This window comes from Pelomonas parva, assembly GCF_043555835.1.
In the GTDB taxonomy this organism is placed as follows: domain Bacteria; phylum Pseudomonadota; class Gammaproteobacteria; order Burkholderiales; family Burkholderiaceae_C; genus Pelomonas; species Pelomonas parva.
On the sequence record NZ_JBIGHV010000014.1, the window covers coordinates 109,902 to 122,144 of the forward strand.

Here is a 12,243-nt window from a genome sequence, read left to right on the forward strand (position 1 = left end):
CATGAGCACGCACGCCCCCCGCCTCGACTACTTCCGCCAATCCGCCGACCTGTCCAAAAAGTACATGGACTTCGGCATGGCCTTCCGCATGGACAAGGGCCTTGCCGTGCTGGTGGACATCCGCGCCTCCCAGCTCAACGGCTGCGCCTTCTGCCTGGACATGCACGTCAAGCAGGCCAAGATGCACGGCGAGCGCGAGCTGCGCCTGCACCATGTGGCCATCTGGCACGAGTCGCCGCTGTTCACGCCGCGCGAACGGGCAGCGCTGGCCTGGACGGAGCTGCTGACGCACATCCCGGCCGAGGGCGTTTCCGACGCCGCCTATGCCGAGGTGAGCGAACAGTTCTCCCTGGAAGAGCTGTCCGAGCTGACCTGGCGCGTCGCTGCCATCAACGGCTGGAACCGCATGAACGTGGCGGTGCGCAACGTGCCAGGCTCGCTGGACAAGATGTTCGGGCTTGAGAAAGCCGGCCTCGCCTGATCTAGCGCAAACCAGCCGCCGGCCTCGCGTCCTACGCTGTAAAGGCGCTCCCACCCTCGACGCCTGGCAAGCTTGGGTTCAGGATGGTCTGACGTCATGGAACCCTTCCAGGCGCGTAGCGCCTTTTGGAGGAATTCCCCATGGCCATGATGAAAGCCGCCGTCTTTGTCGAGCCCGGTCGCATCGTGCTGGACGACAAGCGCATCCCCGATGTCGGCCCGCAGGACGCGCTGATCCGCGTCACGACCACGACCATCTGCGGCACCGACATCCACATCCTCAAGGGCGAGTACCCGGTCGAGCGCGGCCTGACCATCGGCCACGAGCCCGTGGGCGTCATCGAGAAGCTGGGCTCCGGCGTGCGCGGCTACCACGAGGGCCAGCGCGTCATCGCCGGCGCCATCACGCCCAGCGGCTGGAGCACCGCCTGCCTGTGCGGCTGCGGCTCGCAGGACGGCGCCGGCACCAAGCACGGCTGGAAGGCCATGGGCGGCTGGCGCTTTGGCAACACCATCGACGGCTGCCAGGCCGAGTACGTGCTGGTGCCCGACGCCATGGCCAACCTGGCGCCGGTGCCCGATACGCTGACCGACGAGCAGGTGCTGATGTGCCCCGACATCATGTCCACCGGCTTCAGCGGCGCCGAGAGCGCGGGCGTGCGCATCGGCGACACGGTGGCGGTGTTCGCGCAAGGCCCCATCGGCCTGTGCGCCACGGCCGGCGCCAAGCTCAGCGGCGCGTCCATGGTCATTGGCGTTGACCGCCTGGCCAACCGCCTGCACATCGCCACGCAGATGGGTGCGGACCATGTCATCGACGGCAGCAAGGTCGATGCGGTGGAAGAAATCATGCGTCTCACCGATGGCCGCGGCGTGGACGTCGCCATCGAGGCGCTGGGTACCCAGCAGACCTTCGAGGCGTCCTTGCGCGTGCTGCGGCCGGGCGGCACGCTGTCCAGCCTGGGCGTCTATTCCACCGACCTGACCATCCCGCTGGGCGCCTTTGCCTCCGGCCTGGGTGACCACAAGATCGTGACGACCCTGTGCCCCGGCGGTAAGGAGCGCATGCGCCGGCTGATGTCCGTCATCGCCGCGCGGCGCGTCAACCTGGAGGCCATGGTGACGCACCGCTTCAAGCTCGATGACATCGAGGCGGCCTACGAGCTGTTCGGCCATCAGCGCGACGGCGTGCTGAAAGTGGCCATCACGCCGTGAGCATTCGCCACCTCGACCAGCTTCTCTCACCACGCTCGGTCGTGGTGGTCGGCGCCTCCAACCGACCCGGCAGCGTCGGCGCGACCGTCTGGCGCAACCTGCGCGCCGGCACGTTCGCGGGGCCTGTTTTCGGCGTCAACCCCAATCGCCCCGACCTTGACGGCGTGGCGCTGTCCGCCCGCGTCAGCGACCTGCCCGAGGCGCCCGACCTGGCCGTGCTGTGCACACCGCCCGACACAGTGCCTGGCCTCATTGCCGAGCTGGGCGAGTTGGGCACACGCGCGGCCATCGTCATGACTGCGGGCCTGAGCGCCGCGCAAAAACAGGCGGCGCTGGACGCCGCGCGGCCGCACCTGCTGCGCCTGCTGGGCCCCAACTGCCTGGGCCTGGTGTCGCCGCGCATCGGCCTGAACGCCAGCTTCGCCCACGTCGACGCCTTGCCCGGCGACATCGCCTTCGTGTCGCAGTCGGGCGCGCTGGTCACGGCCGTGCTGGACTGGGCGCGCTCGCGGCGCATCGGCTTCTCGCACATGGTGTCGCTGGGCGAGCGCGCCGATGTGGACTTTGGCGACCTGCTGGACCATTTCGCCAGTGACCCGCACACCCGCGCCATCCTGCTCTACATGGAGTCCATCGAGTCGCCGCGCAAGTTCATGTCGGCCGCCCGCGCGGCGGCGCGCAACAAGCCGGTCATCGTGGTGAAGGCCGGCCGCGCTGGCAAGGGCCTGCAGGCGGCGGCCTCGCACACCGGCGCGCTGGCGGGGTCCGACGTGGTGATTGACGCCGCCATCCGCCGCGCCGGCATGCTGCGCGTGGACACGCTGCAGGATCTGTTCATGGCGGCCGAGACGCTGGCGCACTTTCGCGGCAATCCACAGCGTGGCCTGACGCTGATGACCAACGGCGGCGGCGCGGGCGTCATGGCGGCCGACGCTGCCGCGCTGGCTGGCGTCGACCTGCCACCGCTGAGCGAAGCCTTGCGCGGCAAGCTCGACGCCGTGCTGCCGCCCACCTGGTCGCGCGGCAACCCCGTCGACATCATTGGCGACGCGCCGGTCGAGCGCTACACCGCCACGCTGCGTGCGCTGCTCGACGACCCCGAAACCGGCACGGTGCTCTTCATGCACGCGCCCACGGCCATCGTGCGCAGCGAGGACATCGCGCGCGCCTGCGCCCCGCTGGCGCGCGAGGCCGCAGGGCGGCTGATGAGCAGCTGGCTGGGCGACGCCGGCGTGGCCGAGGCGCGGCGCATCTTCGAGGGTGCGGGCGTGGCCGGCTACGACACGCCCGAGGAGGCCGTGCGTGCGTTCTCCATGCTCGCCCGCTACGCCAGCAACCAGGCCATGCTCACCGAGGCGCCCACCGCCAGCGAGGCCGGGCCGGCGGACCGCGCGGCGGCGCGAGCCATCGTCGAGGCGGCACTCGCCGCCGGCCGCGACATGCTCGACGAGCTGGAGGCCAAGGCCGTGTTGCAGGCCTACGGCATCCCGGTCGTGCCGACGGACGCGGTCGGTCCCTCGGCCGGCGAGGCGGTGGCTGCCGCAGCTAGCATCGGCTACCCCGTCGCCTTGAAGATCCTGTCGCCCGACATCAGCCACAAGTCCGATGTGGGCGGCGTCGTGCTCGCGCTGGCCGACGCCGCGGCCCTGCGCCAGGCCGCCGATCAGATGCTGGCGCGTGTCCGCTCGGTCAAGCCGTCAGCACGCATCACCGGCTTCACGGTGCAGGCCATGGTGAGCCGGCCGCATGCGCAGGAGCTGATCGTCGGTGCGAGCGTGGACCCCGTGTTCGGCCCGGTCATCCTGTTCGGCCAGGGCGGCACGGCGGTGGAGGTCATGGCCGACCGCGCCATCGGCCTGCCGCCGCTGAACCGCGTGCTGGCCCGCGAGCTGGTGGCCGGCACCCGCGTGGCTAGGCTGCTCGCCGGCTACCGCGACCATGCGCCGGCGCGCATGGACGCCATCTGCGACGTGCTGGTGACCGTCTCGCAGATGCTGGCCGACCTGCCCGAGCTGGCCGAGCTGGACATCAACCCGCTGCTGGCCGACAGCGACGGCGTCATCGCGCTGGACGCCCGCCTGCGTGTCACCGCTGCGGCCAGTGCCGGCACCTCACGCTTCGCTATTCCGCCGTACCCGGCCGAACTCGCCGAGACCTGGGCGTGGCAGGGCCGGCAGCTGCTGGTGCGGCCGATCCGGCCCGAGGACGAGGCGAGGCACCTCGCCTTCGCCGGGCAGCTGGCGCCCGAGGACATCCGCCTGCGCTTCTTCAGCACGCGCCGCGAGCTGCCGCGCAGCGAGCTGGCTCGCCTGGTACAGATCGACTACGACCGCGAGATGGCCTTTGTCGTGCTCGAAGCGCAGCCCGACGGCACGCAGCGCACGCTCGGTGTCGTGCGTGCCGTGGCCGACCCCGACAACGTCGAGGCCGAGTTCGCCATCATCCTGGCGGCCGAGCTGCAAGGGCATGGCTTGGGCCTGCGGCTGCTCGACAAGATGGTGGCCTACCTGCGCGGCCACGGCACGCAGCGGCTGGTGGCGCTGGTGCTGCGCGAGAACACGGGCATGCGCGAGCTGGCGGTGAACGGCGGCTTTGTGCTCGACGAGGCGGGGTCGGATCGCGACGTGTATCGCTATGTGCTGGACCTGCGATGAAGATCAAAGGCAACCACAGAGGCACAGAGGCACAGAGAAACGCCGGCTCTGGATTTCCTCTGTGGCTCTGCGCCTCTGTGGTTGCATTTCCCTACCCTGACATGCGACGCAACGCCTGGTGCCACGCGTGACGCCTGAACCGGCGGTCGACCCCTCCCTCGGCGCCGCAGCAGACGTCGCGGCCCGGCTTGGTACTGACCCCGAACGCGGCCTCACCGCCGCCGAAGCCGCGCGCCGCCTGGCTGCCGACGGTCCCAACAGCCTGCGCGCCACGCCGCCGACGCCGGCCTGGCGCCGGCTGCTGGCGCAGCTGCAGGACCCGCTGGTCTACCTGCTGCTCGTCGCGGTCGTTATCGCGCTCGTTGCCTGGGCGTTGGAGGGCCGCACGGGCTGGCCGGTCGACGCCATCGTCATCGCCCTCGTCGTGCTGCTGAACGCCGCACTCGGCTTCGCCCAGGAGGCGCGCGCGGCCAACGCGGTGGCGGCGCTGGCGAGCATGATGGCGGCCACTTCGGCGGTGCTGCGCGACGGCGCGCCGCTGCGCATCCCGAGTGACGGCCTCGTGCGCGGCGACCTGCTCGTGCTGGCCGAGGGCGATGCCGTCGGCGCCGATGCGCGGCTGCTGCGCTGCGCCGGCCTGCTCGTCCAGGAGGCGTCGCTGACCGGCGAGAGCGAGGCCGTGCTGAAGGACCCGGCGCCGCTCGCCGCGCCCGCGCCGCTGGCCGACCGGCTGAACATGGTGTTCAAGGGCAGCGCCGTGGCGCAGGGGACAGGTCTTGCCGTCGTCACCGCCACCGGCATGGCCACCGAGGTGGGCGCCATCGCCCGCATGCTGGAGGCGTCACCCGAGCTGCCCACGCCGCTGCAGAAGGAGGTGGCGCGCATCGGCCGCGTGCTGGGCATCGCGGTCGTCGTCATCGCGGTGGTCATCGTCGCGACGCTGCTGCTGCTGACCGAGGTGCGCACGCCGGCCGTCGTGTTCACCGTGCTGCTGCTGGGCGTGTCGCTGGCGGTGGCCGCCGTGCCCGAGGGGCTGCCGGCGATTCTCTCGGTGGTGCTGGCGATGGGCGTGCAGCGCATGGCGCGCCGGAACGCGGTCGTGAAGACCCTGTCATCGGTCGAGACGCTGGGCTCGGCCTCGGTCATCTGCACCGACAAGACCGGCACGCTGACCCGCTCGGAGATGACCATCGAGCGCATCGTCACGGCCTCGGGCGAGACCCGCGTCACCGGCGTCGGCTACGCGCCCGACGGCGCGGTCGAGCTGCACGGCCAGCCGCTGGCCGACGGCCCGGCGCGCGCCGAGGCCATCGTCGTGCTCAGCGGCGGCAGCCTGGCGGGCAATGCCGACCTGCGCCAGGGTGCGGGTGGCGAGTGGGAGATCCAGGGCGACGCCACCGAGGCGGCGTTTCTCGTCGCCGAACGCAAGCTGGGCGTCGACGAGCGGCGGCAGCAGCGCTTCGAGCGGGTGGTGGAGGTGCCATTCAGCTCCGACCGCAAGATGATGTCCACCGTCGAGCGCGACCATGAACAGGACGGCGCCCATGTCGTCGTCACCAAGGGCGCGCCCGACGTGCTGCTCAAGCGCTGCGACAGCCAGCGTGTGGGCATGGCGGTCGTGCCGCTGGACGATGCGGCGCGGGCGCGCGTCCTGGCCGATGTGGACCGCCTGTCCAGCGCGGCCCTGCGCACGCTGGCCGTGGCCTACCGGCCGCTGTCGGAGGCCGAACACCCGGCGCTGGCCGAAGGCTTGGAGCACCGGCTCATCTACGCCGGCACCGTCGGCATGATCGACCCGCCGCGCCCCGAGGCCGCCGAGGCCATTGCGCAGGCGCGGCGTGCGGGCATCCGCGTCATCATGATCACCGGCGACCACCCGCGCACGGCGGCCCGCATCGCGGCCGACCTGGGCATCATCGAGCCGGGCGGCCTGGCGCTGACCGGCGCGGAGCTGGACGGGCTGGACGAAGCCGGCTTTGCCAACGCCGTGCGCACCGTCTCGGTCTACGCCCGTGTCGCCCCGGCGCACAAGCTGCGCATCGTCGCTGCGCTGCAGGCCGACGGCAGCGTCGTCGCGATGACGGGCGACGGCGTCAACGACGCCCCGGCGCTGAAGGCCGCCGACATCGGCGTGGCCATGGGCCAGACCGGCACCGAGGTGACCAAGGAGGCGGCCAAGATGATCCTGGCCGATGACAACTTCGCCACCATCGTCGACGCCGTGCGCGAGGGCCGCGCGCTGTTCGACAACATCCGCAAGTTCCTGCGCTACCTGCTGTCGTCCAACATGGGCGAGGTGCTGACCGTCTTCCTCGGCGTCGTCGGCGCCGGCGTCATCGGCCTCGGCGCCGGTGCGGGTGAAGAGCTGGTGCTGCCGCTGCTGGCCACGCAGATTTTGTGGATCAACCTGATCACCGACTCCGGCCCCGCGCTGGCCATGGGCGTGGACCCGCAGACCGAAGACGTGATGGCCCGCCCGCCCCGCAAGCCGGACGAGCGCGCCATCGACACGCCCATGTTGTGGGGCGTGGTGTGGACCGGCCTGACGATGGCGCTCGCCACGCTGGCAACGATTGACCTCTACCTGCCGGGCGGTCTTATTGCGGGGGAGGGCGATCTCGCCACCGCGCGCACAGCCGGCTTCACGGTGCTGGTGCTGGCGCAGTTGTTCAACTGCTTCAACGCGCGGTCGGAGACGGCCAGCGCCTTCCGCAACCTCTTCGTCAACCGCTGGCTGTGGGGCGCGATTGCGCTGTCGGCGGGGCTGCAGGTGGCGGTGGTGAACGTCCCGCCGCTGAACCTGGCCTTCGGCACCGCGCCGCTGAGCCTGCAGCAGTGGGCGGTGTGCGTGGCCATGGCGAGCAGCGTGTTGTGGGTGGGCGAGCTGCGCAAGGCGGTGGTGCGAGTCAAACAGTCTTTCAGCCCAGCATGAGGAGGTCCCAATGCAGATCAAGGTTCTAGGTTCGGGTTGCAGCAAATGCCAAACCACCGTCGCGATGATCGAGCGGGTGGCGAAGGAGCAGGGCGCCGAGGTGGAGATCATCAAGGTCGAAGACCGCGAGGCCATCCTGAGCCACGGCGTCAGCGCGACGCCTGCGGTTGTCATCGATGGCCGCGTCATGCACAGCAGCGGGCTGCCCTCGCATGCGGAGGTGCAAGCCTGGTTCACACAAGCGGCACAGGCGCCTGGCTTCCTGACCCAGGCCACGCGGCACCTGTTCTTCACCGGCAAGGGCGGCGTCGGCAAGACCTCGCTGTCCACCGCCGCCGCGCTGACGCTGGCCGATGGCGGCAAGCAGGTGCTGCTGGTGAGCACCGATGCGGCCTCCAACCTCGATGAGATGCTGGGCATCGAGCTGCGCAACACGCCCACGCCGGTGCCCGGCGCGCCGGGTCTGTCCGTGCTCAACATCGACCCCGACACGGCGGCCGAGTCCTACCGGCAGCGGGTGCTGGCGCAGATGGGCGCGACCGCCAGTGACACCGAACTCTCCACGGTGCGCGAGCAGCTGTCCGGCGCCTGCACCACCGAGATTGCGTCGTTCGACGAGTTCGCCTCGCTGCTTTCCGACAACGACGGGCGTTTCGATCACATCGTCTTCGACACCGCACCCACCGGCCACACGCTGCGGCTGCTGAGCCTGCCCAAGGCCTGGAGCGGCTTCCTCGACGGCAACGACCGAGGCGCCTCCTGCCTGGGCCCGCATTCGGGCCTGAAGATGCAGGAGGAGCGCTTCAAGGCGGCGCTGGAGGCGCTGAGCGACCCGGCCCAGACCACCGTCATCCTGGTGACGCGGGCGGACAAGGGCGCGATCAATGAAGCGGCGCACACCTCGGCCGAGCTGCATGAGCTGGGCCTGCACAACCAGCGGCTGGCCATCAACGGCGTGTTCCATGCCAGTGAGCGCAGCGACGCCGTGGCCCGCGCCATCGAAGACGTGGGGCAGCAGGCGCTGGACGCGATGCCGGCATCCCTGCGTGCGCTGCCGCAGGACCGCGTGCCGCTGCGGGCTTTCGACACGGTCGGCCTGCCCGCGTTGCGCGCACTGCTGAGCCCCGATGCCGGCCCGGTTGCGCCGCCCACCACTTCGGCCGTGCAAGCCGTGGACAAACTCCCCGGCCTTGACGCGCTGGCCGACGAACTGGCCGCCGCCGGGCACGGGCTGATCATGGTGATGGGCAAGGGCGGCGTCGGCAAGACGACGGTCGCTGCGGCGCTGGCCCTGGGGCTGGTCGAGCGAGGCAAGACCGTGCACCTCAGCACCACCGATCCCGCCGCCCACCTGGCTTCGACCTTGGCCGGCGACGTGCCGGGCTTGAACGTCAGCCGCATCGACCCCAAGGTCGAGACCCAGCGCTACATCGACAAGATCATGGCGGCCAAGTCACCCAAGCTCGACGCGGCCGAGCAGGCGCTGCTGCTGGAAGACCTGCAATCCCCCTGCACGGAAGAGGTGGCCGTCTTCCATGCCTTCTCGCGCATCGTCAGCGAGGGCCGCAGTGCCTTCGTCGTGCTCGACACCGCGCCCACCGGCCATTCCATGCTGCTGATGGACGCCACCGGCGCCTATCACCGCCAGATGATGCGGGAGTTCGAGGGGCCGGGTGCGGCGCGGGTGGTCACACCCTTGATGCGGCTGCAGGACGGCGCGTACACCAAGATCATCCTGGTCACGCTGCCGGAGGTGACGCCCGTGTCGCAGGCGGCTGCGCTGCAGGACGACCTGCGCCGCGCCAGCATCGAGCCCTATGCCTGGGTGCTGAACAAGAGCGTGCTGGCCGCCTGCACGCGCGACCCCTTGCTGGCGGCGCGGCTGGCGGGCGAGCGCAAGCAGATGGAACGCATGGCCAATGGCCTGGCCAAGCGCCTCTTCACGCTGCCCTGGCTGACCGTGCCGCCGATCGGATTTGCCGAGTTGTCCAAGCTGGTCGCCAAGGCATCGAACGCACCCGCCGGCTCCGACTGACGACACCGCACAGGGGAACGCGATGGACTTCAAGGACTACTACGCCACGCTCGGGGTGAAGCGGGACGCCACCCAGGACGAGATCAAGCGGGCCTACCGCAAGCTGGCACGCAAGTTCCACCCCGACGTCAGCAAGGAGGCGGACGCCGAGGCGCGCTTCAAGGAGGTGGCCGAGGCGCATGAAGCCCTGATCGACCCCGAGCGCCGCGCGGCCTACGACGACATCGCTCAGCGCCATGCCCGCGGCGAAACCTTCCAGCCGCCGCCGGGTTGGGACACCGGCTTCGAGTTCAGCGGCCGGGGCGGCGCCGGCCCCGGCGGGCAGCAGGCGCCCAGCGCCGAGGACTTCAGCGCCTTCTTCGAGGCCATCTTCGGGCGCGGTGGGCCGGGCGCACGGCCCGCTGCACGCGGCCACCGGGAGGCGCCTGGGCGCGACCACCACGCCAAGGTGATGATCGACCTGGAAGACAGCTATCGCGGCGCCCGCCGCACGATCTCGCTGCGCGTGCCGGTGGTCGATGCGCATGGGCATGTCGCGCTGCATGACCGCCAGCTGGAGGTCAACATTCCGCCCGGCGTGCGCGAGGGGCAGCACCTGCGCCTGGCGGGCCAGGGCGGCCCTGGCCACGGTGGCGAGCCGGCGGGCGACCTGTACCTGGAGATCGCCTTGAAGCCGCACCCGCAGTTCCGGGTCGATGGCCGAGACGTGTATGTCGACCTGCCGGTGTCGCCCTGGGAAGCCGCGCTGGGCGCCACCGTCGCAGCGCCCACGCCCTCGGGTGAGGTGCACCTCACCATTCCTGCCGGCTCAGTCCAGGGCCGCAAGCTGCGCCTGAAGGGCCGTGGCCTCCCGGGCAAACCGCCGGGTGACCTGTATGCCGTGCTGACCCTCACGCTGCCGCGCGCTGGCTCCGACGCGGCCCAGGCGGCCTATGCCGCGCTGCGGGCGGCGTTCCCAGACTTTGACCCGCGCGTCGCGCAGGAAGGATGACGACCTATGGCTAACGTCTCAAGTCATGTGATCGACGCCGTTGTCGTCGAGGAAGAGATCGTCTTCAGCCTGAGCGGCCTGTGCCAGGCCGCCGGCGCGAGCCCGGCCCAGGTGCTGGCGCTGGTGGACGAAGGCGTGCTGCAACCCGACGGCGACGCTCCGCAGCAGTGGGCGTTCACGGGCCCATCGCTGCGCACCGCGCGCACGGCCTTGCGCCTGAACGCCGACCTCGCCCTCGGCACCGCTGGCGCGGCCCTGGTGCTTGAGCTGCTGGACGAGATCAGCACCTTGCGCGCCAGGCTGCGGCGCGCGGGCCTCGAATGACGCGGGCCGACGGCACGTTGACCCTCCACCCTTGATTGAAAGTCGCGCCATGCCCGGACTGCCCCTTGAAAGCCATCGCACGCACAGCATCGGCTGGCTGCGCGCCGCCGTGCTGGGGGCCAACGACGGTATCGTCTCCACAGCAAGCCTCATCCTCGGCGTGGCCGCAGCCAATGCAACCCAAAGCGCCGTGCTGGTGGCGGGTGTGGCCGGGCTGGTGGCCGGCGCGATGTCGATGGCGGCGGGGGAGTACGTCTCGGTGAGCTCGCAGTCCGACACCGAGCGGGCCGACATCGCGCGCGAACGCGAGGAGCTGGCCACCGACGCCACCCGCGAGACGGCCGAACTGGCGGGCATCTACGTGCAGCGCGGCCTCGACCCCGACCTTGCGCAGCAGGTCGCCCGGCAGTTGATGGCCACCGATGCGCTCGGCGCCCACACCCGCGACGAACTCGGCATCTCGGAGGCGGTCAGCGCCCGGCCCTTGCAGGCGGCGTGGGCCTCGGCCGCCGCATTCACGGTCGGGGCCGGCCTGCCCCTGCTCAGCGCATGGCTGGCGCCGGCGCAGACCCTGGTGCTGATCGTCGGCGCCACGTCGCTGCTGTTCCTGGCGCTGCTGGGCGGCCTGGCGGCCTACACGGGCGGCGCCCCCATCGCGCGCGGCATCGTGCGGGTGACGTTCTGGGGCGCGCTGGCGATGGCGATCACCGCGGGTGTCGGCAAGTTGTTCGGGGTGGCGGCGTGACGGGGTGAAGCGCCGTCGGCTTGGCAGAAGGCCGCCGCTGCTGGCCACTCAGATCATGTGCATCAACCTCATCACCGACTCCTGCCCCGAACTGGCCAAGGACGTGGACCCGTAGACCGAAGACGTGACGGCCCGCCCGCCCGCCGGCCGACCCGTCTCCTCGATCATGGAGGTGTCAAGTCGATGCCGAGCACCGAGCCCAGGCCGAATGTCAGGAACAGCAAGGCGACGAGCAACAGCACGAACACAGCAACCGCCTTTGTGGCCGCCAAAAGCACCGCGCGCTGTGACTCTGGCCCCTTCACTCTTTTCGCTTTGTCGTAGTGCCATTTGATGGCGAGGAACATTCCGATTCCCAGCACGCTCACCTTGAACACAATGAAGACGGTGGGGACCAATTCCATGATTTCGATGTTCCAGACTTCTACTTGACGCTGTCTTTCGTGAGGCGAACGAGCACAGCAACTGCTTGCCACTGTGCCCTCGTCGCGATGAAAGGAACAGGTTCAGATTCGTAGAAAGCGCACCGGATCAGATGGGTGCCCGCGTGGGCTAACGCGACAGATGGTTGCTGAGCAGGCGCCCGCGATGACAGCGATGGCTTTCAGCCGCTCGGAAATATCGGGGTCTTCCTTTCCACAACGAGTGTCGAACTTCGTCGGCTGCTTCAGGCTGGCTGCTGACCTTCGCCGCTGACGTGTGAGGGTCAGCAAAGTGCCCTTATGTACAGCTCTCCATAAGGGCACTTATGCACAGTGCTCGATTATGAGTAGCTCAGTAGGTGCTCGTGCGACATCTCCCTCGTGCGGGGGGGCGTGCCTGGGCTTCGAAACTGTCCATAGTTTCGTCATGCTCAAAGGCGTCAAA

9 protein-coding genes are annotated in these 12,243 nt (G+C 70.1%); 8 read left to right on the forward strand and 1 reads right to left on the reverse strand.

Annotated features, from left to right (window positions below):
* The first annotated feature begins 1 nt into the window (after position 1).
* From ACG00Y_RS27590 to ACG00Y_RS27625, 8 genes are all read left to right on the forward strand, one after another.
* Positions 2–481, forward strand: a complete 480-nt coding sequence (locus ACG00Y_RS27590; protein ID WP_394484649.1) for a carboxymuconolactone decarboxylase family protein — start codon at positions 2–4, stop codon at positions 479–481.
* A 140-nt stretch (positions 482–621) separates the two neighbouring features.
* Entirely contained in the window at positions 622–1,695 is a 1,074-nt protein-coding gene (locus ACG00Y_RS27595) for an NAD(P)-dependent alcohol dehydrogenase (RefSeq protein WP_394484651.1), read from the forward strand.
* Positions 1,692–4,349: a bifunctional acetate--CoA ligase family protein/GNAT family N-acetyltransferase gene (locus tag ACG00Y_RS27600; RefSeq protein ID WP_394484653.1), complete on the forward strand. Its 2,658-nt coding sequence runs from the start codon at positions 1,692–1,694 to the stop codon at positions 4,347–4,349. The genes ACG00Y_RS27595 and ACG00Y_RS27600 overlap by 4 nt, the downstream gene beginning before the upstream one ends.
* Before the next feature lie 127 nt (positions 4,350–4,476).
* Complete coding sequence (locus ACG00Y_RS27605) at positions 4,477–7,281, forward strand: cation-translocating P-type ATPase (protein ID WP_394484655.1); 2,805 nt, start codon at positions 4,477–4,479, stop codon at positions 7,279–7,281.
* Positions 7,282–7,291: 10 nt separating this feature from the next.
* Positions 7,292–9,316 carry an arsenical pump-driving ATPase gene (gene arsA, locus ACG00Y_RS27610; RefSeq protein WP_394484658.1) on the forward strand — a complete coding sequence of 675 codons (2,025 nt, stop codon included), beginning with the start codon at positions 7,292–7,294 and terminating at the stop codon, positions 9,314–9,316.
* A gap of 22 nt (positions 9,317–9,338) precedes the next feature.
* A complete protein-coding gene (locus ACG00Y_RS27615) occupies positions 9,339–10,307 on the forward strand; it encodes a DnaJ C-terminal domain-containing protein (RefSeq protein WP_394484660.1) in 969 nt (322 codons plus the stop codon).
* A 6-nt stretch (positions 10,308–10,313) separates the two neighbouring features.
* Positions 10,314–10,631 (forward strand): chaperone modulator CbpM, encoded by a 318-nt coding sequence (locus ACG00Y_RS27620; RefSeq protein WP_394484662.1) that lies wholly within the window; start codon positions 10,314–10,316, stop codon positions 10,629–10,631.
* Positions 10,632–10,680: 49 nt separating this feature from the next.
* Positions 10,681–11,376 carry a VIT1/CCC1 transporter family protein gene (locus ACG00Y_RS27625; protein WP_394484663.1) on the forward strand — a complete coding sequence of 232 codons (696 nt, stop codon included), beginning with the start codon at positions 10,681–10,683 and terminating at the stop codon, positions 11,374–11,376.
* Between the two features lie 164 nt (positions 11,377–11,540).
* Here the strand turns inward: ACG00Y_RS27625 and ACG00Y_RS27630 are convergent, their stop codons facing one another.
* Complete coding sequence (locus tag ACG00Y_RS27630) at positions 11,541–11,780, reverse strand: hypothetical protein (protein ID WP_394484665.1); 240 nt, start codon at positions 11,778–11,780, stop codon at positions 11,541–11,543.
* Positions 11,781–12,243 lie beyond the last annotated feature (463 nt).